The sequence below is a fragment of the Vibrio sp. Vb1574 genome (assembly GCF_033338675.1).
In genome coordinates this window covers 1-26,014 of sequence record NZ_JAWOTC010000001.1, presented here as the reverse complement: position 1 = coordinate 26,014, position 26,014 = coordinate 1, and the positions used below count along the sequence as shown (strand labels likewise).

The following is a 26,014-nucleotide window of genomic DNA, read 5'->3' as shown; positions in this document are numbered from 1 at the left end:
AAGAAAATCTTAGTAACATTGAGCCTTGAGATATGATCCATAAGTGTCGTTCAACAACCCAATTCCAGTGCGTCTCAAAGAAGCACGTAAAAAAGCGAACCTCTCCCAAAAGGCTTTAGGAGTACGTATAGGTATGGATGAGAGTTCGGCAAGTCCACGAATGAATCAATATGAAAAAGGACGGCATACACCTGATGTGCAGACCTTAAAACTGATAGCGGATGAGCTTGGGGTGCCTCTGAATTACTTTTTTTGTGAGGATGATGTATCGGCCAAGTTAGCAGTTGCTATTTCAAAACTGTCTTTAGACCAACGAAATCAGCTGCTTGAGCTCATCAACGACCTCCCGATTGAAGATCAATAGTTAGTATTTTAGCCAGCACAATAAAAGAGGCTTTACTGTATAACTTGTATGTGTCTTTTCTGTACCGAGAAAAGACATTACCTCATGTTCCTAAAAGAAAGTACTTGTTAAAGACTATTCTGGGCATACAGTTATACGGAGAGGCTAACAGAGGCAAAAAGGTTAAGTTCTCGTCATTGCTTGGCATTAGTGTGCGTCAACTCAATTTCTAGTTTGTTGATTTAAGTGTAACATTATCAAAACATTACAAGTCTACCCTAGCTTTAGCACTGGAACACAATCCTTTACAAGGGAGTAAAATGTGCACTTATCAAACCTAATCATTCGAAACTTCCGTAACTTTGAATACATCGATATACCACTGACACAAAACATCGTGCTGCTTGGCGTAAATCGAGTAGGAAAAAGCAACTTGCTTTCTCAGTTGTTATAGAGCTTCCAACAGCTAGACAATAAAGTCTAAAGCTGATTTACCCATAAGTAATGAATCGCATGAAATTTTTTCAACGCAGAACACACGTGCCAGATGAATGAAATGGAACGAAGTCGGACTCAAATAAGCTAGGGTCTACATTTTTCATATTGGGTGAGTAAATTTACACCAAAAGCATCAGAACATAACGACAGAACTAATCCATATACTTTGGCAACTATATACCGCAATTCGAAAAGTAACGTGAGGATGATTCACCATAGACCTGACGACACATCGCGATAACGTTACTTGGCGTAGAATAGCCAAGGACATACGCTATATCCCCAATTGATTCTCCGCACCACCATTTCTAACGAACGTATTAGCAGTATCTGTTGCTGCCATTCGTTAACAATCATATTCACTTCGAATCAATCTTCATAATCTTTTAGCTGAGGTGTCATCGATACTTGCCCAATGTTGGACAGAGTTGGGGAAACTGCTGGAGTGCCAAGCTTATGCAGATTTAAAGAATCTGCATATTCCCCTAAAAACCTATTTCATTCGTTTATTAATAAGTTTGAATAGCGATTCAAAGTTATCAATTACCTCTTCTGGAACGTTGGTTTCTTTTCCTTCAGAGAGTTTACTCATAAATACTCTCGCTGGTTTTGCTTTTACAAACTGCTTCTTGATACCGGAATCCTTCATCGCTTTTTCGAATCGTTTACAGACCCTTGGAATATTCTCGTTGTATTTAAGGTCATCAGTCATCTCATCTTTATAGGCTTCCTCTGCCAGAGAAAGAAAATAATCAGAACCAAAAAGGTCTTCAATGTCTAATTCAGCAACATCGTTGTCTGTTGTTTCAGAGACTAAGATGACGTTTCTTTTAGATAGTTTGTGATTAGCTATCAGATCGGTCTTAGTGGCAAGTGCATCTTTTTCATGATCGAGTAACACCAACAGATTGAGGTGTTGAGATGACAACAAGCTTACCAAGTATGGTATTTTTTGAGCCCCGCCAGCTGGAGTTATAGTGATCTTATCCATCAGACCTGTCCTACCCAACGATTTCAAATACTCAGACATCGATGACAGATACCAAAAATCAGTAACCCCCTCAACAACCAAATTGTTTGAACCGATGAATAACGACTGAGAAACTTCGTACCCGAGTGCCGCTTGCAAAGGGAATAACGTAGTTGAATCACCGGTAGGATCGTTAGTAACCGTTGTTCCTTTTTCTTGGCATATATTCACGGTCTTTACTGTGGAAAGTTGTTTTGTCGGGACTAGGAAAGGTGAGTGCGTTGTATAAATAATCTGATTGCTAAAGTCTTCATCAAGGTGCTTTAACAGGTCACTTTGGGATTTTGCATGTAGGTAGAGTCCAGGTTCGTCCAGAAGAATGATAGCATTCTCTGCATCCCCGCCGTGCGTATCTGCAAAAAACGTAATGTAGAATGAAAAGAACCATCTAAACCCTCGGCTCCTTTCGTTGAGGTTAACTTCAACATCATAAGTAGACGTTGGATCAGATATGTACGTATCGAAGTAGTTGCCATCCAAATTGAAACGGACTTTCAACTCGCGGTCTGTCCATAAGCGTCTAATTTCACTGGTAACAACAGCCCCCGCTCTATTAACTAGCTGGTTTCGTGTCTCGGGATCTGACGCTAACTCTTGGAGCTTAGATGGGTCTATATCCGCAACTTTACACAATTTAATGAAACCCTCGTCTTTCGAAGTCAGCTGGTAATTTTGTCTATGCTGACTAAGAGTGCTGAGATTTTGATGTCCATCCAAATGCGGGTATTCATCGATATATACAAAAATAGGGAGACATTCTACTATAAATTTACGGGCTTTTTTCTCTTGTTCACCATCATCTAAAGCCGTCACTATTTGCGTGAAGTCGTCTTTGAGGTCGAGGTAGTCGTCTTGCCTCTCTAGCGTGTATTGTGCAGCACCTCTAAGTACTTGATCATATCGGCCTAAAACTGCTTCCAACCAGCTCTCGGCAGAGTGAGTATCAGTTGCTTTCAACATGCCTATCTCTTGCACTACGGCTTCGACATTTTCAGCATTTTCATCGGTTTTTAGAGCGTCTAGTAGCGTAACTATTTTGTCAATAATTCTGTTTATTGCTTTTATATCTAAGCTATGGTTCTTTAAGCCAACCAAACCTATGTATCTAGTGTTTCCATATCGACGGGCAATAGTGACAGTTGAAACCTCAGACGCTCTAGGAAATATTGAAGACAGGGACTCTATTTCCTGCTCCGACAAGGCCCATTCGGTATCAAGGAAGTGTGTATTTGCGTCCTGTTCTGCAAGTCTGCGATGGCGAGGGAAATTCTTAATGGCTTCTATCTCAGTCATGCCGCCTGGAGGGTTTAAGTGTTGAAGAGCAAGTAAGATATTAGACTTGCCACTTTCATTTCGACCTAGTATTGCAGTTAAGTCGTCTGTCGTAATCTCACCGCTATCATTAATTGAACGAAAATTTCTAACTCGGAATTTAGTGAGTTTCATATTTACTCCTTTTAAGAGCCACTACTGACAATCTGCGCTAAAATTGCCGCAATTGCCGTTGCAAAAGCGCCAGTCAACGCAACCCAAACCTTCATATTGTTGTGTCTTGAGTCTTCTTTAAGACGTCTATTCTCTGCTTCTAACCCAATCATATTTGTTACTAGGTTAAGGAGTGTCTGCATTTCTTCAGAGGATAATGGTGCTGACCATTCCTTGTGACTGCCTTCTCCTTCAATTTGTTTTTTAGTTCTTCTCGCATACCTGATATGCAGAGAGTACAAAGGTTCTTTCTGAGCACTTAGATTAGAGGACTTTCTAAAAAAGGCGGGATAGCCATCAAGAACATTCTCTACATCTCCCCTATCCAAGCCAATGCTATCAGCTATGTTTCTTGGTGTTCTGCTGTTCCATTTTTCATGAGCGCCAAGATGCTGAATTAATGCGATTAAACAGTGAAAATCGCTTGTAAAACTGCGCTCGACGACCTCAGAAACGAGTGTAATTGGTTTCTCTTTATTCATTTTATTACGTTACCCGTTGAATATGCCATATTAAGAAAGCTACAGAGAAGTAGTCATCTAATAGCTCATGATTATTTTTTTGAGCATACCAGACGGAAGGTAGGGGGAGAACTTTACTCATTGTTTTTACTTAATAACTTAGGGGTGTGATCCTTATTTACCGATGAGGATGTGATATTCCACCCGAAAGTAGGCCTAAGTTATAATAATAGAAATGTGTCCTGATTCTTGTGGTAGAAAGCTTTGGGGCAAAAGTGTGTTTGAAATACTCACTTTCAAAAGCTCTTTCAGATTGCTATTTCGCCTATGAGAGCAGCTAAGCGATTAGGTAATCTGTTTCATTTCATCTCTGTTGCCAACTTTGCCATTAATAAAATAATCCTGAAATTAGAAACCTGCATTAGTCTTTGATTTTGATTGGAAGAGGCTTCATCAATTGCTGCTCAGATAGTCCATGTAAACTAGCGTTGTAGATAAATCTATTTATGATCTCCGCCATTAGTTCACTTTCCTTCTCGAGCTGCTTAATTTTGTCCTGATGCCTCATTATTCGTTCGACTGCATCATTTATGCTTTTGGGCCTTGAAATTGATGACATTGACTCATTATGTCTGCTTACAATTTCTTTCCTTACCTTGTATGCATTTTTGATTCTGGCTTTTTTGTTTAGCGCCTGCCTTGTTGGTATGTAATCTAATATGCTTTCAGACTCTTCACATATCATGTCCCATGTTAATTTTGCATTTACTGGCCAGTTGCGGATCAACTCAACAATCTTATGCTCTTGCACTTTGGTGATCGGGCTACTCATCAATTTCTTCTCTTAATATGTCTAAACAAGCCATCACATTTTTACCGTACTTAGTTTCGAGTTCGCTACCTTCGACTAGCTTGTAATGGTTTTTACCAATCTTTTCAGCAATGATTCGTTGTTGGTGACTAAAGTCACTGCCCACTTGCTTAATGATGCTACCATTCTCAACACTTGAGGTGTCAATAATGCTTAGTAGTTCTGTTAGACGATCATATTTTTCTGTATGAAATTCGTACCAGCGGCTTGCAACCTGCCTACCTGCCTCAATCTGTGCTTTTGCAGCCATAAGGTTTTCTGTAAGCTTGCTGTATTCATCCTTTATTGCATCTATCGTTTTCTGATGTCCCTTACACACTAAAAGCTCACTACAATCTAGGCACTCGGCATGCTTTTGACAGGGGGTCAGTGTGTAATCATGTGAGCATACGCCATAGCGGGTGTTGATAACTGCCCCTTTATCCATTAACGCATATTCATCTTCACTTACTGGCTCTGGTTGCAGAATTTCATGTTCTGACTGACTAGCTATATTTTTCGCCTTATCTAGCGGGTCTTGATGCATGTATACTCTAGATTGTCTTTGTGAGACTCGTGTTGACCAAGTAGTGATTGCCTCAATACCTATTCCTGCTTCTTGCGCTAAAGTATTTAAAAAATGTCGGCACTGATGAGAGCGGAGGGACAAATTTCCGTAGCCATTTTTAAGGAAAATACTCATATTTACGATTTTTTTGCCGCGCTTAATTTCCCTGTATTCGAGACGCTTTGCGTAGTAATCTCGATTAAATGGCACCAGTAATATTGGGGAAGTTTTTTTGTAGCCTGATAGCTGAAGGTATCGAAAACATAGCAAAGATTCAGACATTTTAGGTGTTTTGCCTATACCCTGCTCACTAGGGGGGACCTGGTAAGGAAAATAAGGATTTAGCCTTTTATGCTTGGGTAGTACCACCTCTTTCCATAGGCGATTTAACGTCCACGTTGTCAGACTGTAACTACCTGATTCTTTTCGAATGAAATCCTCGCATGCTTTGCGGTTTTTAAGCCCAAGAGCTTGAGTGATTTGTTCGACAGATAAGATCTCATCATCATCAACGTCTGGGCAGTCTTTATGTCGATAAAATTGAGTTCGATTGCTTTCATAATGCCATGCCAATTCACGACCTTCTTTAGTCATTTTTAGCAAGCGCTTTACAGATTCCTTAGTGTGCTCTGCCATCGTTTTAGGCACTTCTTTTCTGACATATTTGGCATTTTTTGATACCCAATAAGACAGATACAATTGAGGATTACCAAGGCTGTCATTTTCGGTCACCAGTAGATTTGTTCGATACCACCGCCCCTCACTGATGCGCTGAGGAGCACTCAATAAGATACAAGTGTGACAGGATACATACGTATCTTCATCATCTTGCATTCCTGTATAGCCGTTAGAAAATATTTCGGCCAATGCTAACAAAGCGTCATCATCAGGTAACTTCTCTTTTCGAGCTTTAGCGCTTCCTGTGTTCAAACTGCTTTCATTTGCGTTTTTCCCAAAAAAAGGGTGAACCCAAGTTTTAGTTGCATGAACAGTGATACCGAATTTTGAAATATTATCGGCAAGTCGCTTTAGTTCAATTCCTATGCCTGTCTTATCTTTCATTTTTTCTTTCAATATCAGATTGCAGGCCTCCGTAAAGTGGCGAGGTGCAGCCCTGGTGATATTCGACTTACCATCTAGGTTGCGCATGGCTTTTTCGAGGAAAATTAAAGCTGATATAGTCCTTGAGTATGTTTTTGTTTGCTTGATGTTTTGCGTGTAACGTAGATAAGCCTTGGCAAAATCCAGATAAGGTTCTAAAAGACAAATTTCAGGTGGAGTAGGCTTGGTATGGTGCAGTTGTCTGTTCTCAAAACTAAGAAAACGTATGCTTTTAAAGTGTGTTGGCCATTGATTATGTTCCCACTTAAACCCCCCACCGCTTGACCATAATTGGATTCTGTTTTTGGCCAAGTCGATAAAGTTCTCTAAGTTTTCTTTTGCTGTTAATTCTACCCTGGGCTTAAAAATAACAATATTACTCATTGGTACTCTCCAGCTCTATTTGGCGTTCCTCACATCGGGTAATCACACATCTTACTGCTGCAATTTCTTTATCTAAGCTCAATGGCGATATTAAAAGCCGCCCCTGGCCAACTTGCGGTGTGCTATTTTCCAATTGCTGCCTTTCAATCAAGCGCTCAAGTACTTCTTCATGAGGTGCGTACACCCATGGCCTGAATTTAGAGCAAGAGTAACAAGGGATAGGTACAGACGTTCCACAGAATCCATGTTTGCCGCACCCGCCTAACGATAGTTCATCTTTACCATCCAGTTGCAGTCGGTTTCTCTCATCCCCGTTAAGCGCGTCATCCATGGTATCGACAAGTGTGCCACGAAAGGCCTGAGCCAATGGGCGCATCATTTGCCCCATGCCATCTTCTAGAATTCGAGCACGTTCTGCTGGATCGTCATAATAGGCATCCAATGACTTATCATGGTTATGACCCATCCAATACATCAGTGCAATGCGGGGGATCCCCAGTCTAGCTAACTGCTTGGCTCTCGTGTAACGGTAACGGTAAGCATTTACTAGCAAAGGCCGATTGGTGCGATGTGAAATGACAATAGTGTAGGCAGCGGAGGCTCTTGATGTAGTATTTTTGATAAGATTGCTTAATACATGCAAATATTCGGAACCAACAACACTTTGGAAGGAAGATGCATATTGTCGGGCTGTGGCAATTTTTTTTTGAAAGTGGTTGATATAAACAGGCGTAAAAAGGGGAAGCTGCTCAGCCTCTTTAGTCGTGAATTTGTACTGTAATTGTGCTTCCCAGGCTCTAGTGCTGTGCTCTATTTGCAACAGACACAAAGCCCACAGCTCTTCGCTTAATGGGTGAACTTCTAGCTTTGCCTCTCTAAAATTGGTTTGGCCCTTTTCCTTCGCTCCTGGAAACAAAATACGCTTACCTGATACCCCTACATCTTCTCCTTCTTGCCTAATGTCGGCAATTTTTAAGTGAGCCATTTGTATGGGTCTACGACCATACTGTGCGGCTAAGAGCTGAATCAGTGTGTTTTGCAATGAAACTTTTTCATACTCATACTCGTCCCAAATAATTGAAACCAGCTCGTTATATTCTTGCTCGGTAAACCAGCCTTCTTCTGGATTGTCAGAACGTACCTTAGTGCCTGAAGGGGAGTGAGTTTGAGGGAAATGAAGTTCGTTAATATAATCTATGACGTCCTCATTGACTCCTGCATAACCAGTTTTAAACCAGCGATTTAGAAAAGCCCTCAGTGACGGCGGCGATCCAGTTTTAGTCGTGCGGCAATGCTCGTAATACTGTGCGAATGCGGTTATGGTAATTGCCTGAGATTTGGTCTTTTTTACAAAAGAGTTGAAGATATAAATGTTACCAATAAGTGTCGTTTTCGCTATTACTCCAGAGGCCGCCATGGACTGGATTGCGAGCTTAAAGCCCGTCAGAACGTCATTGGATAAATGGTCATTTAGCGCTTTTATGGAAATTAAACTTTCACCGACAATATTCAGTTGCTCTGCTTTCCATTCAATCGGATAACCTGACAATGATTTTATATTGGTCTTGTCAAATTCGGCCAATAATTGAAGATCCGCTGAGGTTACTTGTTGCGCTGTTGCTTTGTTCTTCATTCTCTTGCCTCTACCTCTAAAGTACGCTTAGCAACTTGCAATCCAATCTCATAGGCCTGTTCCTGGATACGTCTACGATTATAGACTTTAGGCATATCAGAGTTCTCAACCCAGCCCATTAGAAAAGCACGTTGCTCCGTTTCTTCTTTTTCAGTTAGGCCTTGCTCTTTTGCTGTTAGTGAAAACCGATAGTTCCAGTCGTGTCTGAGCAAGTGAGGGTGAAGCTCATTTAGGGCAGCAAATTTTTCTTTCAATGTATCCAAGGCAGAGTAGAAACCGCTTCGGGTTATTGCCTTACCTTGCCTGTCACCTTTAAGGTGAACGACCAATAATGGAGCATCGTCCTCAAAACTAACGCTTTCAGTCTCAGCACGCCAAGTTGTTAAATAATGATAAATTTTTTGAGCCAGCTCTGGAGTTATTGGCAATGGGCGAATAAGAGTCTTAGCGACGTCCTGAACTGACTTGTCATCTTTCTTGTCGTCATGGTAATCCTGAATCCACAGAATATCTGGATCACCACCATAACCAGGACAATAATCTTTTAATCTCAAGCCAAGTAATTCGCCAAGTCGCATACCTGTGTCATAAAGAATGCTAAGTGCCAATACATCGCGGTAGCGAGTAGGAGCACATTGTTCTTTTTCCATTTTAATACAGGGGTTACTAAATATACTTAGTAGGTCAGCCCTTGTTTCTTTACTTAGTTTTTTTGCTAGTGTTCTTTGTTGTTGCCTAGCCTTGCTGATTTTTCTACGCTTGCAGCTGATTATCATGTCAGACATGTTTTGAATCGCCGACTGTACTATTGGCTGATTTGTATCGGTTATGATCTCATTGGCATACCACACTAGGTATTCGGCCACCTTGGTGAGCTTTGAATTTATCTTTTCGCCAATAATCACTTCACCTATTTTAGATTTAGAGCCTTTCTTGGTCGCCAAAAATTGACTCAGTGAATCTATCTCATATGACTTGAAAAATGTTTGTGACAAAAGTCGTTGATGAATATCAATTGAGTTTAATCCGTATGTATTTCGGAGCGATTCTTCCCATTCATAGAGACCTCTAATGGCATATAGATGATCTATCTGGGTATTATGTTTGTTTTTGTTACGAAGGTTTCTTGCACAATAGGCTGTTGGATAAAACAACGGAGACCCGCTAAAAGGTTTTCGATACAATAGCGAGAACCTTTCTCCATTTGTCGCGATATAATGCCTGATCTCGAACATGATAATTTACACTTTATCGGAGTTATATTGTTTAACATAGGGCGTTTACACAGGTAGTACAAATAATAGGCATTAGGTTTGGGCTAAGAGTGTTAAAATGAAAGAAACTCGGATTGAAATTAGATGACAAATTTACAGAAACACGTAGACCGAAAGGTAGTTCTCGATACCGAAACCACAGGTATGAACCGCGAGGGTGGTCCTCACTACATGGGACACCGCATTATTGAAATCGGTGCCGTGGAGATCATCAACCGTAAGCTGACTGGTCGTCACTTCCACGTTTATTTAAAACCCGATCGTGAAATCCAACCAGAAGCGGTTGAAGTTCACGGTATTACGGATGAATTCTTGGTTGATAAACCGGAATACGCGAGCGTGCACCAAGAGTTTCTTGAGTTTATTAAAGGCGCAGAACTTGTTGCCCACAACGCGCCCTTCGATACCGGCTTTATGGATTACGAGTTTGGCATGCTCGATCCTAACATCGGCAAAACGGACGACTACTGCAAGGTGACCGATACCCTTGCTATGGCGAAGAAAATCTTCCCTGGTAAGCGAAACAACCTTGATATCTTATGTGAACGTTACGGTATTGATAACTCGCACCGTACACTCCACGGAGCTTTGCTCGATGCGGAGATTCTAGCCGACGTTTACCTCTTTATGACGGGTGGTCAAACGAGTCTAGAATTTAACGCGAATAAACAAGAGGGTGGGGTAGAAACCATTCGTCGTATTGAAGGAAGAAAAGCGCTAAAGGTTTTGCGCGCAAGTGCCGATGAACTAGAAGCTCACCAAAAAAGATTAGAGTTGGTGAACAACTGTATTTGGCATCAATAGGAGAAGCTATGTTGAGGGCTTTGTTGGTCGCGTTTTTAGCGATATGGAGTAGTCTCTCGAGTGCTGCGAGTGAATCTACAATGTCTTTGTTAGACAATCGCTTTCGAGTTGATCCAACCATCGAGCAGATCACGTTTTTGGTTTATCGTGAGCAAAGTTCTCAGCCAGTTGTTTTAGTCCGTCCTGACGGTAAAAAATACTATGCTTGGGGCTCTTACGACAATGTACGTTGGTATCAAGAAGCCTCACTCGATATTATTTCCGTTGATAACCCTATGCCAGGTCCATGGCAGGCTGTGGGGAAAGTTACGCCTAAAAATAACATCCGCTTAATTTCTCACCTAAAGCTCAGTACGGATCTGTTCCCAAACCGATTATATAATGGGGAAGCGCTTAAGTTTACAGCTCGCCTGACCTCCGACGGCAAACCTCTTGTACTGCGCGACTTCCTTGATCGCGTGAATCTGCGCGTGACATTTACCAAGTTTGTCGAAAATGAAGATGAGCTGATCAAAGAAGCACGTCCAATGCCGATGGTTGTGGGTGAGTTTTCTGATGACGGCCGAGGCTTGGATGAAAAAGCAGGGGATGGAGTGTTCACGGTTCAGCTCCCAATAGACGTTGAGCCTGGTAAGTACCGTGCGCGCATCACGTCTGGCAATGGCGTATTCTTACGAGCGCAAGAGCAAGTCATCTTGGTTTATCCGAACCCAATCTCTCGTACTTTTATTCAGGCTCGTAATCCCGATAAGCCACACCAATTAGTGGTGAGTGGCGAGCAAGGTATGATTGCACCAGGCTCTATTGCAGTCACAGTGAAAAAGGACGCTCCCGATGGTTTCATTAGTTACAGCCAAGGACAGGTCTCTAAAGATGGAATGAGAGTTACGTTGAACCTCAATAACGATGCTGAGCTTGGTAAGTACGCATGGCGCGGCGAGATCTTTGCCACTGATTTTGCAACTCAGCGCTCGTTGGTGTTTCCTATCCCAGAGCAAACCTTCAGTGTTGTTGATGAAGTTGATCTAGAAGCTGCTCGAATTGCAAAAGAAGCTGAATTAGCCGAACAGCGCCGTATTGAAATGGAAAAGCAAATTATCGCTGAGCGAGAGGCTGAGCGTAAGCGCAGCATGATTATTATCGCGGTGGGTAATTTGATAATGCTGCTGATTGTGATCATTGCATGGATAGTCTGGCGCAAAATTAAAGCGAAGCGCGATGCCATGCCAGAGATGCAATTAGAAGTACCAAAGAAATAGTAGTAACACATAAAGCGAGAAACGGAGCCAATCGGCTCCGTTTTTTTATCAAGTTACCAAGTTGGAAGAAGAAAAATGGATAAAATATGAATATTTAAGTTTACTGTATTCAAATATATGTTTGGGATTTTATATAAATAATATATCATTTTTACTTTCTAAATTGGTTGCATTTTTAATGTGACTAACTTTCAAAACAATCAATTAAAGATAAAGAAATAATGAATAAAATTTTAGCTTTTTTTTGTGCAGTGATAATTGTAGGTTGTTCTTCTATTGACAATGGTGTTAATAATCCAGATTCGGGAAGTAATAATTTAAAATCACTTGATACCTTCACTTTCGATCCCTTAAGTAAAATCCAAAAAGTAGAAATACCAACTTATTATGATGGCTTGTTTGATACAGCAAGACCCTATTTAGATGAAAAGTACCCTTACACCTATGTCAGTAAACCTCAAGCATACATAATTGATGACGAGATTATTTCTTTTGCTCCTTGGTTTCCTGTCGAAGGAAGGTTTACGGTTTTTCCAACCGCTCACTATATAGTTATAACTCAAGAAACCGAGAGTGGCTTAGTCTCCGCACGATTTAATCATGAACAAGTAATTAAGCTGTTAAGTGAAGAGTATAAAATTACTGAGCATACAAGTCCGTTTTTTCATTATGTTCTAGAGGTTTCTCCAAGTGAACAAGCCAATTTTGTAGAAGATATCCATAAAAAATTGAGTAGACTTCCTTCAGAATAAGGATTGTTGGTTGAATTTTGGTCAATAAAGTCAGGGGTTCTGGCTTTATTGATTGCATGGAGTTCTATTTATATTGATTTGGGCTTTGTAATAGGTAGTACGCCATAATAACAAGAGCCGATCTTTTAGGGTTTCTGGATAAATATTCAGCTGTGCGTGATAAATAAGAATAAGTAAACGCGAGGTCTCTGATGAAATACAAAAAGCGTCAGAAGTATAAATACACTCTCCATTCTGAAGAAAAGGTTGAGACTCACATTTCAGTGAGTAACGCGTATGACAGCCCTTTTCTTAGTTTGTCCAAACAAGGCGTGTTAACGATTAAAAAGGGCTATGCATGGGATGGAGCGAGTGGGCCAGCGTTAGACACAAAAAACATTATGAAAGCTTCTTTAGTGCATGATGCTCTTTACCAACTCATGAGGGAAGAGGTGTTGCCTCAAAGTGCTCGAAAGCATGCGGATACGTTGTTGAGAGAAACATGTTTAGAAAAAGGAATGTCTAGCTTCAGAGCAACTTATATCTATTATGGCGTCAGAGTTGTCGGCGGGTTCTTTTCTAGACCCGATACTTTGTGTGCTTAATGGGAACATCTTTCCAGCGTATAACTGTTTATTTATACAGTTTAGTTATGTAAGCTCCAAGGTGATACAAAGGAGTAGTACATAATGACAATAAGATATGAAGAGCATGTGCCAAGCCCGAAAGAATACTGTGATATGCGTATAAAAGCCGGGCTATCACCTAAATCGTTGAAAGCTGCTGAAATTGGCCTACCCAATTCGTTATATGGCGTATCTGTTCGGGATGAAGGAAAGCTCATTGCAATGGGTCGGGTTGTTGGTGACGGGGCGTGTAACTTCGAAATTGTCGACGTTGCCGTTGATTCTGATTATCAAGGTAACGGTTTAGGTAGAAAAGTCATGGAATACATCGACGGTTATCTTTCTTCTGTTGCACTTGAAGGCTCTTACGTTTCTATGATTGCTGATGAACCGGTCTTTTACGAAAAGCTTGGTTATAGGCTGGTGGCTCCTAAAAGCCAAGGGATGACAAAAAAGTTTAAGCCAAAGGCATAACACGTATTCAGCTGTGAAGATAAGCACTAGAAAACAGGAGTTTAATTTCCTGTTTTCTATATTAAATTTCTATTTAAGCCACTTCTGGAATTGGTTTGGGTGGCTGCTCTAAATCAGGCTCTTTTTGAACAGTAGGAATTTGTCCCTCACCCACAGCACTGATGTAACAGCCACTAAGTTTAATGGCAAGGTACATATCAGCTCGCAGTAAGATGCCTCCTTCACTGGTGCTGATACCAGTAAGCTCACACCATTGACGAAGACGTCGTTTCCTTCCTGCGAGGATTAAGCGTACACCTCTCTTTTTCAAAGTATTGTGAATATCTGCCAGTGTTGCCATCACACTGAGATCCAAGTGAGTAAAGCTCGATACGGCGTCGATGACAACGCAACTTGCGTCTTTGTGATGCTCTGCCTGCTCTAACACTCTACGTTTAAAGTAAGGAGCATTGAAGTAAGTTAGCGGTGAGTTAAAGCGGTAAATCACCATTCCAGGAATAGGCGAAGCTTTTCCTGAGTCGTCGATGGTCCGAATGGTACCTTTTTCATCCAAGCCAAGTAGCTGATCACTCGGTCGCATGACAATCCGTAAAAATTGAAACAGCCCTAGCAATACCGCCAAAGTGATCCCCGGTATTACACCCACGATCAACACAGAAATAAAAGTAATGATGGCCAGATAAAATGCATCTTTGTCACGAGATTTTAATTTCCAAATTGCTTTAAGATCGAGCAGCGATAGGGACGCAATGATCAATACAACACCAAGTGAAGCGATAGGGATGAACTGCAAAGGCTCGTAAATAAATACCGCAATAATGGCAATGGTGATTGCGGCGACAATCGAAACTAATTGAGATTTACCGCCATTTGCATCATTGACGGCTGTGCGTGAGTCAGCGCCGCTTATTGCGAAACCTTGTGAAAACGCTGAGGCAATGTTGGCAAAACCCAACGCCTGAAACTCTTTATTTGCATCAATATCATAACCGTTTTTAGCCGCGAAACTGCGGGCGGTGAGCATCATGCTAACAAAACTGACAATCGCAAGGTTGAGCGCCGGGACCACTAGTTCACGGACTTCACCTAGCTCAAACTCCGGTGTTTGAAACTGAGGGAAGCCACCTTGAGTGAGTCCGACAACCGATACGCCCATCTCTTGTACATGGAAAAACCAAACTGACGCAGTAGTTACGAGGATCGCCAGCATGGCAGCAGGCCAAGTTGGTCGGTAGCGTTTGGTGAGCAAATAAACGACAACCGTCACGATACTCAGAGTTACAGTAGGCCAATGAAGATCGGTTAATCGTTGTGGAGCTTCCCATAAACGTTCCAGTAAATAACGTTGCTCGTATTTCAAACCGACTACTTTCGCAAACTGACCAACGATAATTGTGAGAGCAACACCGTTGAGTAGACCCAAAAGAATCGGACGAGAAAGGAAATCTGCAAATACCCCTAGCTTGAAACGACTTGCCAGTACACACCAAATTCCCGTCATCGCTGTCATGGTCATAACCAACTGCCAATGTTTTGTGGGGTCACCTGCGGCAAGTGGTGTCACAACAGCTGCGATCACTGCACAGGTTGCTGCATCGGGTCCGACAATGAGTTGCCGAGATGTGCCCATCATGGCGTAAACCAACATTGGCAGTACACACGAATACAGACCGACAATTGCGGATACACCAGTTAATTGTGCGTAAGCTATGGCAACTGGCAGTGCAACCGCGACAACAGAAAAGGCGGCTCTAAAGTCGTTAACAAACCATTCTTTTTGATAATGCTTAAGCTGAACAAGCCCTGGGAACCACTGTGCGAGTAATATTTTAGCCAACGGATTTACCATATATGTGAGTGAGTTACTTAAAGTATACACCGCTTAGTTGGAACGTCTGTGAGTTAGTTATCACTGGAAATCGGGGAAAAGATTGGAGTGCGAGGATTTTATTGCGCAGGGGGGCTTTGTAGTGTGAGGTGTTATGAATCCGATTCTGGAAGCAATAAAAAACGGGAGCTGATACTCCCGTTTGTGGTCTCAGATTCTAGAGTTACGCGACACTATCCATCTGAGGGTATAGCGGCTTTGCGGCAAGCAGTTCCGGCTCAAAATCGTCAACGTTGATTGTATCTAGACGATGCTGTTCCGCTTCTCTGAGTAGATCGGCTTCTTCTTGCGTGATAAAGCCTTGCTCTAGCCCTTCCTGAGCAATCATATCCAAACGTAAGAATGGGCGACGCTTACCTTGCGCTTTACATACTTTGTCAAACACAGGTTCAGCTTGAAGAATGACTGACAGCGCAAGCTCAATCTTACCTGCTGCGTTGTGCTCGGTTGGTTCAAGGTATTGACCGCGACCAATGCGTGAGCGCGTTGCACTTGGCGTTTGTAGAATGCGCGCCACTTTACTGTCTAGTTTATCGCTTGGCGCTTTGCGTACACGACCGAATGGCATGATTAACACGCGCAGTGCACGACCAATCACTTTGTTCGGGAAGTTTGCTAAGAATTCGTCTACCGCCACTTCCGCTTGTTTCAAACTGTCTTGTAGACCCCAGTGTACTAATGGTAAATCTTCGACTGGGCGTCCATCTTGCTCAAAACGTTTCAACGTCGCAGAGCTTAAATATAGCTGGCTTAGAATGTCACCAAGACGCGCTGATAGACGCTCTTTACGCTTCAAAGAGCCACCTAGCACTGCCATCGAGATATCCGATAGTAAGGCAAGGTTTGCACTGTAGCGGTTCAATTGTTGGTAGTAACGCTTGGTTGCATCTTTGGTTGGCGATGAAGAGCCCAGACCGTCGCTCAAACCAAACCAGATACTGCGCACTAGGTTACTCATTGTAAAGCTCACGTGACCAGCAAGCGCTTTATCAAATTTCTCGACAGCATTACTTGCTTCAGAATACGCCGCGTTCATTTCTTCAAGAACGTACGGATGGCAACGGATTGCGCCTTGGCCAAAGATGATCATTGAGCGTGTTAGAATGTTAGCACCCTCAACCGTTACTGCGATTGGCGCACCTTGGTAACCACGAGCTAGGAAGTTAGAAGGTCCCATACAGATACCTTTACCGCCTACGATGTCCATTGCATCGATGATGCTTTGCTGGCCGCGGTGCGTACAGTGATACTTCACGATAGCTGAGATAACTGAAGGTTTTTCACCTAAGTCGATACCCGCAACGGTTAAGTTGCTTGCTGCATCCATCACGTAAGCATTACCACCCAAGCGTGCTAATGGTTCTTCAACTCCTTCCATATGGCCGATCGGCTGTTTGAACTGACGGCGAATACGTGAGTAAGCACCGGTTGCCATTGCCGCAGTTTTGATGCCACCTGTTGAGTTTGAAGGTAGCGTGATACCACGTCCAACCGACAGACACTCAACCAGCATACGCCAACCTTGGCCCGCCATTTTTTCACCACCGATAATGAAATCGATAGGAACAAAGATGTCTTTACCGCGCGTTGGACCATTTTGGAATGGTACATTGAGCGGGAAGTGTCGGTTACCAATCTCAACACCTTTGACATCAGTTGGGATAAGCGCACAAGTGATGCCAAGATCTTCTTTGTCGCCTAGCAAACCTTCAGGATCGCGAAGTTTAAATGCTAAGCCTAGTACCGTTGCGACTGGCGCTAGGGTGATGTAGCGCTTGTTCCAAGTCAGGCGCATACCCAGTACTTCTTTTCCTTCCCATTCGCCTTTACAGACCACACCGTAATCTGGAATAGAGCCTGCGTCAGAACCCGCTTCTGGACTTGTTAGGGCGAAACAAGGGATTTCCTTACCTTCAGCTAGACGCGGTAAGTAATGATTTTTTTGATCTTCAGTGCCGTAGTGTTGCAGTAGCTCACCTGGGCCCAAAGAGTTAGGAACACCAACGGTAGACGATAGAACGCCAGAAACACCCGTTAGTTTTTGTAGTACTAGTGATTGCGCGTATGCTGAGAATTCCAGACCACCGTACTTTTTCTTAATGATCATGGCGAAGAACTTATGATCTTTCAGGTATTGCCAAACTTCTGGCGGTAAGTCCGCGAGTTCATGGGTCACTTGGAAATCACTCACCATGGCGCACACTTCATTCACAGGGCCGTCTAAAAAGGCTTGTTCTTCCGCACTTAACTTAGGTGCTTGAATCGCGTGTAGCTTTTGCCACTCTGGTTTGCCTTTAAACAGTTCGGCTTCCCACCAGACGGTACCTGCGTCTAACGCTTCTTTTTCGGTTTGAGACATAGCTGGCAGCACTTTCTTGAAAAGCACTAACGCTTTGCGGCTAATTAAAGACTGACGTACGCCAGGAACCGCGAGCACAGCTGCGGCGAGAACGTAAATAGCCCAACCAATAACGCCGACAGTTCCTGCTACTGTAAGAGCCAGCATGGCCGCGGTGAGTAAGCTAATAGATTTCACGAGAGACATGCGGTGGTAGAGCGTAATGCCTAGCACGATCGCCATCGTGATGATTGAGAGCAAGATGTCCATATATATTTTCCTTTTCAGACTTTATAAGTTTTGTACGTCTGTATGTTAGGTAAGAGGTCTAACCAGTTGGTTTAAGTGTAATCAAAATATTAAGGAAATGTAAAACATAAGATTGGATAAAAAGTGATCTAAGTAGAGTTAAAATTCTAAAGTTGAGATTTGAGTGATGGTTTCATGAGCAAGTTGACAAGTTTATTACCATCACTAATCTAAATCTGTTGGTTCACTATCGACACTAATTCTCGTTTGTGGGTAAACTCAGAGTAATCAAACCCGAGTTCAGGTTTATGAAATGTCCGATACCAAATTGGTATCAGAACAATTTGCTCAGTGAGTCTAGAGCTGACTGAAGCCGAAATAATAAAGAGAACGTCTTATGTACCATGATCTGATTAGAAGTGAATTAAACGAAGCTGCTGAAGTGCTCAACAAATTTTTAAGCGATGACCATAACATTGCGCAAATCGAAGCAGCGGCGAAAATGATTGCTGACTCATTCAAGCAAGATGGTAAAGTATTGTCGTGTGGTAACGGTGGTTCTCACTGTGATTCAATGCACTTTGCCGAAGAGCTAACAGGCCGTTATCGAGAAAATCGTCCTGGCTATGCTGGTATTGCTATTTCAGATCCAAGCCACCTTTCTTGTGTGAGTAATGACTTTGGTTATGACTTCGTGTTTTCACGCTATGTAGAAGCGGTTGGTCGAAAAGGTGACGTACTGTTTGGTCTGTCGACGTCAGGTAACTCAGGTAACATCCTGAAAGCGATTGAAGCAGCACAAGCGAAAGGCATGAAGACGATTGCGCTAACAGGTAAAGATGGCGGCAAAATGGCAGGCCTTGCAGATATTGAAATCCGCGTGCCACACTTTGGTTATGCAGACCGCATTCAGGAAATTCATATTAAGATTATTCATATCATCATTCAGTTGATCGAAAAAGAGATGGAATAATCGTTTACGGCCACCGTTTCGAGCTGTGTTGTTAGGGAGTTTTTTAAACCATGTGTGAATTGCTCGGTATGAGCGCTAATGTTCCAACGGATATTTGTTTCAGTTTTACTGGGCTCATGCAGCGTGGAGGTCGAACCGGCCCACACCGTGACGGATGGGGGATCACCTTCTACGAAGGGAAGGGCTTTCGAACCTTCAAAGATCCCAAGCCAAGTTGTGAGTCTAAAATAGCAGAGTTGGTACAAAATTATCCCATCAAAAGTCGTGCGGTCGTTAGTCATATCCGACAGGCGAATCGTGGTGGTGTTAATTTAGAAAATACTCATCCCTTTACACGTGAGCTGTGGGGTAGGTATTGGACGTTTGCGCATAACGGTCAGCTCTCTGGCTACCAAGACTTGCATACAGGTCGACATAGACCTGTCGGTGAGACAGATAGTGAACTGGCATTTTGCTGGTTATTGAAGCAAATGGAAGATCGATATCCTGAGCCACCAAAGGATATGGAGTCGGTATTCTTATATGTTGCTAAATGTTGTGATGAGCTAAAAGAGAAGGGTGTATTTAACATGCTTCTGAGTGATGGTGAGTATGTAATGACGTATTGCACCAATCATTTGTATTGGATCACAAGACGCGCACCGTTTGGAAAAGCCGCGTTGCTTGATGAAGATGTGGAAATTAACTTCCAAGAAGAAACAACGCCACATGACATCGTTTCTGTGATCGCAACTCAACCTTTGACGGGCAACGAAGCTTGGCAGCGTATGAAACCTGGCGAATACGGCTTGTTTCACCTAGGTGAACTAGTCAAAAATAATGCCTCTGAACTGGTAAATGTGCCGTTTGCGGCGGCTAAGCCGGGCAATCAAGCGCCAACCGAACCGTTAGAGTGATGGTCTCTTACTCTGAATATAAAAATAAAGCTCGCTTAATCGCGAGCTTTATTTTTATGCGTTTTAAACCGAGGGCGGATACGGATGAGCATTCTTACTTTCTAGAGTGCTGGTAGTAGAGTCCTAGTCTCGCTAAGGCTTGCTGTAAAGACGTAACTGATAGAAATTTCTCATAAAACACCTCGTCAGTCTGAACGGTGAAGAACGAACCAGATGCAGAATCTACTTTCCGAGTGTTATGTTACTCAAGTGGTTATGGGATTTTTTAGAATGCTGGGTTTTAGGTTTCTAGTCTCACCATGGTTTTCTTGAATCAAGTTTATAAGTATTAAAACAACCAAGAGCAGCCCTCAGGCTGCTCTTTTGTGCTTGGAGTTTATTATTCAGGGCTACTCATCTGAGGCGTACCCATGTACGCCAAGCTCTGCGCCATCTAAATAGGCTTTACCATCCTTCATGATCAACCGCTCGTCTACCAGCCACTTAGCCACCATAGGGTAGATTCGGTGCTCCTGCGCCTGAACACGTGCCGCAAGTACACTAGCATCATCGTCTTCGAACACAGGAACTTTTGCTTGCAGTATGACAGGGCCACCATCAAGCTCTTCCGTTACAAAGTGCACACTCGTACCATGTTCTTTATCGCCAGCATCAATTGCTCTCTGGTGTGTGTGTAGCCCAGGATATTTTGGTAGAAGAGAAGGGTGGATATTGATCATCTTACCCATGTAATGAGAAACAAATGCGCTGCTCAGAATGCGCATGTAACCAGCAAGAATAATCACGTCTGGTTGGTATTCATCTATTTGACTCATTAGCTCTGCATCAAAGCTTTCACGCGAGCTGAATGCTTTAGGGTCGACAAAGTGACCGTCCACATCAAACTTTTTTGCACGTTCTAAACCAAAAGCATCTGCTTTGTTAGAGAACACGGCTGCCACTCGTGCGTTTGGCATGCTGTCTTCGCAAGCTTCCAAGATAGCTTGCAGGTTACTTCCGTTACCCGAGATGAGGACCACAATGTTTTTTAGGGTATGGTTTTTCATGATGTCGAGAGCGCCTTGGTATTGTAGGTTGGAGTTATGTAGCTTCTAAACTACCTACTAATAGAATGGTTTTTAGTGTTCTAGATAGCAAAATGAGGACCTAGTCATCTAGTGTCCTCATTCTTCTTATCTTTTGAGCTCGATTTGCAAATTATTGGATTTCAACTTGCTCTTCGTTCGCGTCTGCTTGTGCGATTTGACCAATCACCCACGCGTTTTCGCCTTCTTCTTTAAGAAGAGCAACTGCTGCGTCTGCCTGGTCTTTCGGTAGTGCGACGATTAGACCTACACCACAGTTGAATGTGCGGTACATTTCGTGTGTGTCGACGTTGCCTTTCTCTTGTAGCCACTTGAAGATAACTGGCCATTCCCAACTGTTACCATCGATAACTGCTTTCGTGCCTTCAGGCAGTACGCGTGGGATGTTTTCCCAGAAACCACCACCAGTGATATGAGAAATCGCATGGATGTCGTGTTTCTCAATCATCTTAAGTGCTGACTTGATGTAAATTTTTGTTGGTTCTAGTAGGTGCTCACCAATAGTGCGGCCTGCTAGCTCTTCGCTCTTATCTGCACCAGATACTTCTAGGATCTTACGGATAAGGGAGTAACCGTTTGAGTGTGGGCCGCTTGAGCCAACAGCGATAAGTGCATCACCAGCAGCGACTTTCGTGCCGTCAATCACGTCTTCTTTTTCTACTACGCCAACACAGAAACCAGCTACGTCGTAGTCTTCGCCTTCATACATGCCCGGCATCTCCGCAGTTTCGCCACCAATTAGGGCACAACCTGCTTGAACACACCCTTCAGCGATACCTGAAACAACATCCGCTGCGGTATCAACGTCTAGTTTGCCTGTTGCATAGTAATCTAGGAAAAACAGTGGCTCTGCGCCTTGCACGATAAGATCATTTACACACATTGCCACTAGGTCGATGCCGATCGTGTCGTGCTTGTTCATATCCAGTGCTAGGCGAAGTTTTGTGCCAACGCCATCAGTACCAGAAACCAGTACAGGTTGTTTGTATTTAGTTGGCAATTCGCATAGCGCGCCAAAACCACCGATACCACCCATAACTTCAGGGCGACGAGTACGTTTTACCGCACCCTTAATACGATCCACAAGCGCGTTGCCTGCATCAATATCTACACCAGCGTCTTTATAGCTAAGAGAAGAGTTGTTACCACTCACAGGGAAGTCCTCGGTATTAAGTTGGATATGAAAACGGCGCTATTCTAACAGTGCTTAAACATAGATAGCAAACGTTTGCGTCTGTTTTTTTCTTTAGTGATTTATCCTGATATCCCTGTGAAAATCATGTATAATCTGAAGGTTTGTTTAAATATTGCCAACTATAGCCGGAGATGGACATGAAAGTTGTTGAAGTAAAGCACCCTCTAGTAAAACATAAAATTGGTCTAATGAGAGAAGGTGACATCAGCACAAAACGTTTTCGTGAGTTAGCGACTGAGGTCGGTAGCCTACTTACTTACGAAGCAACGTCAGACTTTGAAACAGAAAAAGTGACCATTGATGGTTGGAACGGTCCGGTAGAAGTAGACCAGATTAAAGGTAAAAAAGTAACCGTAGTGCCAATCCTACGTGCAGGTCTAGGCATGATGGATGGAGTTCTTGAGCACATGCCAAGCGCACGTATCAGTGTTGTGGGTATTTACCGTGATGAAGAAACGCTTGAGCCAGTTCCTTACTTCAACAAGCTTGCTTCAAACATCGAGGAGCGTATTGCGCTTGTTGTTGACCCAATGCTTGCAACAGGTGGTTCTATGATTGCTACTATCGATCTCCTAAAAGAGAAAGGTTGTAACCAAATCAAAGTGCTGGTACTTGTTGCTGCACCAGAAGGTATTGAAGCGCTAGAAAAAGCACACCCAGATGTTGAGCTATACACTGCGGCAATCGATGAGAAGCTTAATGACAAAGGCTACATCGTTCCGGGTCTAGGCGATGCAGGTGATAAGATCTTCGGTACTAAGTAATTCTTTGATGTATTACTATGACTGAACAGAAAAAGGCTTGGTGAAAACCAAGCCTTTTTTGTATCTACAAGAGGAGAAGAGTAAGGCACGCCACCTAATAAAGCGGCGCAAACGAACTATTTCGCGCTTTCTTCTTCCATTTGTGCGTTATCCACAACGTGGTTTTCACCTAAATCGTTTGGTAGCACAAGGTTAAGAATAATTGCCACGATACCGCATAGGCTCACACCCTGTAGACTGAACTCACCAATACCGAAAGCCATACCACCAATGCCAAACACAAGTGTTACGGCAACAATCACTAGGTTACGAGACTTATGTAAATCAACGTTATTCTTGATCAGTGTGTTGAGGCCTACCGTTGCGATGGAGCCGAACAGCAGAATCATGATGCCACCCATAACAGGAACTGGAATCGTTTGAAGAACCGCACCTAGCTTACCTACCAATGCAAGTACGATTGCGGTGATTGCTGCCCAAGTCATGATCACAGGGTTAAATGCTTTGGTTAGCATTACCGCTCCTGTTACTTCACTGTAAGTGGTGTTTGGTGGAGCACCCACCATCGAAGCTGCGATAGTTGCCACCCCGTCACCTGCGATTGTGCGATGAAGGCCTGGTTTTTTCAGGTAGTTTTTACCTGTAACGTTTGAGATAGCAAGCATGTCACCTACGTGCTCAACCGCAGGTGCGATAGCGACAGGAATCATGAACAAAATTGCGTTGATATTGAACTCTGGCGCGGTGAAGTTTGGCATGGCTAGCCAAGCCGCTTGTTCTACGGGAGTGAAATCAACCACACCGTAGAATAGAGAAACAGAGTAACCAGCAAGAATACCACCAACAATAGGAACGAGCTTCAAAAAGCCTTTTGCAAAAACGCTGAGTACAATGGTTGTGAGCAGTGAGACCGCCGAGATAATGATCGCAGCATCACCATTAACTAGCTGTGCAGCTCCATCACCAGTTTTACCTACCGCCATGTTCACTGCCGTTGGGGCAAGGCCAAGGCCGATAACCATGATCACAGGGCCAACGACAACGGGCGGGAGAATTTTATGGATAAATCCAACACCACGCACTTTGATCATCGCCCCTAGAGCCACATAAACTAAGCCCGCTGCCATCAAGCCGCCCATCGTTGCACCGATACCCCAAGTTTGGATACCGAACATAATAGGAGCAATAAACGCAAAAGAAGAGGCAAGGAAGATGGGAACAGAACGTTTAGTCATTAATTGGAAGAGGAGAGTACCGACACCGGCACCAAAGAGGGCTACGTTTGGATCAAGGCCAGTTAGGAGCGGCACAAGCACCAAAGCACCAAAAGCGACAAAGAGCATTTGAGCGCCTTGTAACGCGTTTTTCATAATAATTCCCTATTTTCAAGATACGCAGACAAATCCGGCGAATACTATCATCCTGCAATCGTTTGCAATGTTGCATAGATCAAACTTTCGATTGAATTTTTCCCATAAATAGCACTTTTGAGAGTTGCTTGCTTGCAAATTGTCCTCTTTTACGTGTCTTGCGTGAAGATGAAAAATGGACAGCCTAACTTGTTGAGATAGCTTAATAAGCAATGAGTTTATTATAAAAAATAGCACTGAAGTGCTGGTTGAGGCCCGAGTTAACAAAGCTGGTCATAATACAGACAATTTACTCAGTACTTACCTTGCTCAAGATTTGATAGTTGCTTATTATTCGGGTTCTTGTTCAGAGGATTATAAAAACTATGCGCTATTTAGCTCTCTTACTGATAGGTTGGTTGTCCCTACCAGTATATGCATTAACTCAGGTGGATATCTATCGTGCCGAAGTGGTTATCGACAGTGAGCAGAACGACGGTGAGTCTTTGGCTCGTCAACAAGGTATGCAGGATGTGATTGTTCGAGCGACCGGTTCTCAATCCTCTTTAAGCAATCCAGTGATTAAAAAGGCACTTAGCTCAAGTGCGCGTTACATTTCTCAACTAAGCTATGGGCAGGTTGATGGAAAAGCGAGCTTAAAAATGTTGTTTAACAACGACCAAATCAGCTCTCTTTTAACACAAGCACAATTGCCATCTTGGTCGCCAAATCGTGCCAATATTTTAGTTTGGATGGTTGAAGAACAGGGTTACGATCGTAACATTGCGTGGGAACATTCTGAATCTTCAAATGTTGCAGCACTTCGTAGCGCAGCGAAATTAAGAGGCCTACCAATCACTATCCCGGTTGGGGATTTTGATGATGTAACCGGTGTTAATGTCTCTGATCTTTGGGGCGGCTTTATTGAGCCAATTGGTCAAGCCAGCCAGCGCTACCCAGCTGACGCCGTTTTGGTTGTACGGGCTCAAGGTGAACAAATTCGTTGGACACTCTACGACCAGTCGCCAACGAGAATTGTAGAAGCGCAACGTTCTCCGCGTAGCGAGTCTGCATCAGGTGCTAATGCTATTGCAGAAATGGTGGATGGCATCGCAGACTACTATGCAAGTAAGAGTGCAGTTGTGGTTTCAGGAAAGTCTTCAAAAGCGCTAGCAGTGAAAGTCCTTAATGTAACCTCTGCCACGGACTTCTTCCGTTTAGAGAATGCGCTAAAACAACTTAATTCGGTTGCGGGTACAGAGATTAAGCGTGTTCAAGGGGACGAGTTAACGCTCAACATCCACCTTTTGGCATCACAACAAGCTTTTGAGAAAGAAGCTTCTTCTATTTCTCAATTAATGGTTTTTGAAGATCCTTTAGGTGAAGTTGATGCCCCAGCTTCAACTCAAGAAGAAGAGCCATTGGTTCAGAGTAATGAAGCAAAAGACGCCGCGACGCCAAAAGAAGCGCAGCCTGAAGTACCAGTAAATGTTGTGGCAGAAGCAAGTGACGAAACACAACCAACTCAGCCGATGATTGTGGAGCCTGTCCGAGAACAGTATGACTTGATCTACGAGTGGCGCTCGGCATCGTAATCGCCTTGGTAGCGTTCCAGGCGTGAAACGCAAGGATCAAACACCAATGTGGTAAGCATAAAAAAGAGTCGCAATAGCGACTCTTTTTGTTTTCAGCCCTAAACCACCTACTTCAGTAGGTGGTTATCATCCGTTTCGGCTTTGCCTGTAAAACTACTCAT

Annotated in this window: 22 protein-coding genes; 11 read left to right on the top strand and 11 right to left on the bottom strand. The window is 43.2% G+C overall.

The window, feature by feature from the left end:
* Positions 1–43 precede the first annotated feature (43 nt).
* Complete coding sequence (locus R7O12_RS00110; RefSeq protein WP_029845899.1) at positions 44–364, top strand: helix-turn-helix domain-containing protein; 321 nt, start codon at positions 44–46, stop codon at positions 362–364.
* A 301-nt stretch (positions 365–665) separates the two neighbouring features.
* Complete coding sequence (locus R7O12_RS00105) at positions 666–797, top strand: AAA family ATPase (protein ID WP_318125517.1); 132 nt, start codon at positions 666–668, stop codon at positions 795–797.
* Positions 798–1,334: 537 nt separating this feature from the next.
* On the opposite strand, the gene R7O12_RS00100 is transcribed toward R7O12_RS00105, so the two are convergent.
* The 6 genes from R7O12_RS00100 to R7O12_RS00075 form a co-directional block, all read right to left on the bottom strand.
* Positions 1,335–3,317, bottom strand: coding sequence for an AAA family ATPase (locus tag R7O12_RS00100; RefSeq protein WP_029845897.1), 1,983 nt, complete (start codon positions 3,315–3,317; stop codon positions 1,335–1,337).
* An 11-nt stretch (positions 3,318–3,328) separates the two neighbouring features.
* A complete protein-coding gene (locus R7O12_RS00095) occupies positions 3,329–3,838 on the bottom strand; it encodes a hypothetical protein (protein WP_029845896.1) in 510 nt (169 codons plus the stop codon).
* A gap of 400 nt (positions 3,839–4,238) precedes the next feature.
* Positions 4,239–4,649, bottom strand: a complete 411-nt coding sequence (locus R7O12_RS00090; RefSeq protein WP_029845895.1) for a hypothetical protein — start codon at positions 4,647–4,649, stop codon at positions 4,239–4,241.
* Positions 4,642–6,720, bottom strand: coding sequence for a hypothetical protein (locus R7O12_RS00085; protein ID WP_318125513.1), 2,079 nt, complete (start codon positions 6,718–6,720; stop codon positions 4,642–4,644). The genes R7O12_RS00090 and R7O12_RS00085 overlap by 8 nt, the downstream gene beginning before the upstream one ends.
* Positions 6,713–8,353 carry a hypothetical protein gene (locus tag R7O12_RS00080; RefSeq protein ID WP_029845893.1) on the bottom strand — a complete coding sequence of 547 codons (1,641 nt, stop codon included), beginning with the start codon at positions 8,351–8,353 and terminating at the stop codon, positions 6,713–6,715. Before R7O12_RS00080 ends, R7O12_RS00085 begins: the two co-directional genes overlap by 8 nt.
* Positions 8,350–9,537, bottom strand: a complete 1,188-nt coding sequence (locus R7O12_RS00075) for a tyrosine-type recombinase/integrase (protein WP_158001826.1) — start codon at positions 9,535–9,537, stop codon at positions 8,350–8,352. The genes R7O12_RS00080 and R7O12_RS00075 overlap by 4 nt, the downstream gene beginning before the upstream one ends.
* Positions 9,538–9,711: 174 nt before the next feature.
* On the opposite strand from R7O12_RS00075, the gene dnaQ reads away from it, so the two are divergent.
* The 5 genes from dnaQ to R7O12_RS00050 all read left to right on the top strand — a co-directional run bounded on the left by dnaQ (position 9,712) and on the right by R7O12_RS00050 (position 13,521).
* Positions 9,712–10,431 (top strand): DNA polymerase III subunit epsilon, encoded by a 720-nt coding sequence (gene dnaQ / locus R7O12_RS00070; protein ID WP_318125510.1) that lies wholly within the window; start codon positions 9,712–9,714, stop codon positions 10,429–10,431.
* 8 nt (positions 10,432–10,439) lie between these two features.
* Positions 10,440–11,690 carry a TIGR03503 family protein gene (locus R7O12_RS00065; RefSeq protein ID WP_318125508.1) on the top strand — a complete coding sequence of 417 codons (1,251 nt, stop codon included), beginning with the start codon at positions 10,440–10,442 and terminating at the stop codon, positions 11,688–11,690.
* Positions 11,691–11,911: 221 nt separating this feature from the next.
* Positions 11,912–12,442: a hypothetical protein gene (locus R7O12_RS00060; protein WP_005380387.1), complete on the top strand. Its 531-nt coding sequence runs from the start codon at positions 11,912–11,914 to the stop codon at positions 12,440–12,442.
* Positions 12,443–12,633: 191 nt separating this feature from the next.
* On the top strand, positions 12,634–13,026 hold the full coding sequence (locus tag R7O12_RS00055; protein WP_213896054.1) for a DUF1353 domain-containing protein: 393 nt from the start codon (positions 12,634–12,636) through the stop codon (positions 13,024–13,026).
* Between the two features lie 84 nt (positions 13,027–13,110).
* Positions 13,111–13,521 (top strand): GNAT family N-acetyltransferase, encoded by a 411-nt coding sequence (locus R7O12_RS00050; RefSeq protein ID WP_005391824.1) that lies wholly within the window; start codon positions 13,111–13,113, stop codon positions 13,519–13,521.
* A 73-nt stretch (positions 13,522–13,594) separates the two neighbouring features.
* Here R7O12_RS00050 and R7O12_RS00045 read toward each other — a convergent pair whose 3' ends face one another.
* Both R7O12_RS00045 and fadE read right to left on the bottom strand, forming a co-directional pair.
* The gene (locus tag R7O12_RS00045) at positions 13,595–15,370 is read right to left on the bottom strand and encodes a SulP family inorganic anion transporter (RefSeq protein WP_318125505.1); all 1,776 of its coding nucleotides are present in this window, start codon (positions 15,368–15,370) and stop codon (positions 13,595–13,597) included.
* Positions 15,371–15,572: 202 nt separating this feature from the next.
* The gene (gene fadE, locus R7O12_RS00040) at positions 15,573–18,017 is read right to left on the bottom strand and encodes an acyl-CoA dehydrogenase FadE (protein ID WP_005385392.1); all 2,445 of its coding nucleotides are present in this window, start codon (positions 18,015–18,017) and stop codon (positions 15,573–15,575) included.
* Between the two features lie 376 nt (positions 18,018–18,393).
* On the opposite strand from fadE, the gene lpcA reads away from it, so the two are divergent.
* Together lpcA and R7O12_RS00030 are read left to right on the top strand one after the other, a co-directional pair.
* Positions 18,394–18,969 carry a D-sedoheptulose 7-phosphate isomerase gene (lpcA, locus tag R7O12_RS00035; protein ID WP_005380392.1) on the top strand — a complete coding sequence of 192 codons (576 nt, stop codon included), beginning with the start codon at positions 18,394–18,396 and terminating at the stop codon, positions 18,967–18,969.
* Between the two features lie 50 nt (positions 18,970–19,019).
* Positions 19,020–19,865 (top strand): class II glutamine amidotransferase, encoded by an 846-nt coding sequence (locus R7O12_RS00030; RefSeq protein ID WP_005385395.1) that lies wholly within the window; start codon positions 19,020–19,022, stop codon positions 19,863–19,865.
* Between the two features lie 389 nt (positions 19,866–20,254).
* On the opposite strand, the gene purN is transcribed toward R7O12_RS00030, so the two are convergent.
* Both purN and purM read right to left on the bottom strand, forming a co-directional pair.
* Positions 20,255–20,911, bottom strand: coding sequence for a phosphoribosylglycinamide formyltransferase (purN, locus tag R7O12_RS00025; RefSeq protein ID WP_005394347.1), 657 nt, complete (start codon positions 20,909–20,911; stop codon positions 20,255–20,257).
* 151 nt (positions 20,912–21,062) lie between these two features.
* Positions 21,063–22,103, bottom strand: coding sequence for a phosphoribosylformylglycinamidine cyclo-ligase (gene purM, locus R7O12_RS00020; RefSeq protein WP_005389861.1), 1,041 nt, complete (start codon positions 22,101–22,103; stop codon positions 21,063–21,065).
* Positions 22,104–22,282: 179 nt separating this feature from the next.
* On the opposite strand from purM, the gene upp reads away from it, so the two are divergent.
* Positions 22,283–22,909 carry a uracil phosphoribosyltransferase gene (gene upp, locus R7O12_RS00015; protein WP_005380401.1) on the top strand — a complete coding sequence of 209 codons (627 nt, stop codon included), beginning with the start codon at positions 22,283–22,285 and terminating at the stop codon, positions 22,907–22,909.
* Positions 22,910–23,025: 116 nt separating this feature from the next.
* On the opposite strand, the gene R7O12_RS00010 is transcribed toward upp, so the two are convergent.
* Positions 23,026–24,279, bottom strand: a complete 1,254-nt coding sequence (locus R7O12_RS00010) for a uracil-xanthine permease family protein (RefSeq protein ID WP_005389855.1) — start codon at positions 24,277–24,279, stop codon at positions 23,026–23,028.
* A 365-nt stretch (positions 24,280–24,644) separates the two neighbouring features.
* Between R7O12_RS00010 and R7O12_RS00005 the strand changes: the two genes are divergently transcribed.
* Entirely contained in the window at positions 24,645–25,853 is a 1,209-nt protein-coding gene (locus tag R7O12_RS00005) for a DUF2066 domain-containing protein (protein ID WP_054577598.1), read from the top strand.
* The last annotated feature ends 161 nt before the right edge of the window (positions 25,854–26,014 follow it).

Bases quoted from the DNA above. Each gene is read 5' to 3' on its own strand.
- R7O12_RS00100 (WP_029845897.1), bottom strand. From the start codon at position 3,317: ATGAAACTCACTAAATTCCGAGTTAGAAATTTTCGTTCAATTAATGAT.
- R7O12_RS00095 (WP_029845896.1), bottom strand. From the start codon at position 3,838: ATGAATAAAGAGAAACCAATTACACTCGTTTCTGAGGTCGTCGAGCGC.
- R7O12_RS00090 (WP_029845895.1), bottom strand. From the start codon at position 4,649: ATGAGTAGCCCGATCACCAAAGTGCAAGAGCATAAGATTGTTGAGTTG.
- R7O12_RS00085 (WP_318125513.1), bottom strand. From the start codon at position 6,720: ATGAGTAATATTGTTATTTTTAAGCCCAGGGTAGAATTAACAGCAAAA.
- R7O12_RS00080 (WP_029845893.1), bottom strand. From the start codon at position 8,353: ATGAAGAACAAAGCAACAGCGCAACAAGTAACCTCAGCGGATCTTCAA.
- dnaQ (WP_318125510.1), top strand. From the start codon at position 9,712: ATGACAAATTTACAGAAACACGTAGACCGAAAGGTAGTTCTCGATACC.
- R7O12_RS00065 (WP_318125508.1), top strand. From the start codon at position 10,440: ATGTTGAGGGCTTTGTTGGTCGCGTTTTTAGCGATATGGAGTAGTCTC.
- R7O12_RS00060 (WP_005380387.1), top strand. From the start codon at position 11,912: ATGAATAAAATTTTAGCTTTTTTTTGTGCAGTGATAATTGTAGGTTGT.
- R7O12_RS00055 (WP_213896054.1), top strand. From the start codon at position 12,634: ATGAAATACAAAAAGCGTCAGAAGTATAAATACACTCTCCATTCTGAA.
- R7O12_RS00050 (WP_005391824.1), top strand. From the start codon at position 13,111: ATGACAATAAGATATGAAGAGCATGTGCCAAGCCCGAAAGAATACTGT.
- R7O12_RS00045 (WP_318125505.1), bottom strand. From the start codon at position 15,370: ATGGTAAATCCGTTGGCTAAAATATTACTCGCACAGTGGTTCCCAGGG.
- fadE (WP_005385392.1), bottom strand. From the start codon at position 18,017: ATGGACATCTTGCTCTCAATCATCACGATGGCGATCGTGCTAGGCATT.
- lpcA (WP_005380392.1), top strand. From the start codon at position 18,394: ATGTACCATGATCTGATTAGAAGTGAATTAAACGAAGCTGCTGAAGTG.
- R7O12_RS00030 (WP_005385395.1), top strand. From the start codon at position 19,020: ATGTGTGAATTGCTCGGTATGAGCGCTAATGTTCCAACGGATATTTGT.
- purN (WP_005394347.1), bottom strand. From the start codon at position 20,911: ATGAAAAACCATACCCTAAAAAACATTGTGGTCCTCATCTCGGGTAAC.
- upp (WP_005380401.1), top strand. From the start codon at position 22,283: ATGAAAGTTGTTGAAGTAAAGCACCCTCTAGTAAAACATAAAATTGGT.
- R7O12_RS00010 (WP_005389855.1), bottom strand. From the start codon at position 24,279: ATGAAAAACGCGTTACAAGGCGCTCAAATGCTCTTTGTCGCTTTTGGT.
- R7O12_RS00005 (WP_054577598.1), top strand. From the start codon at position 24,645: ATGCGCTATTTAGCTCTCTTACTGATAGGTTGGTTGTCCCTACCAGTA.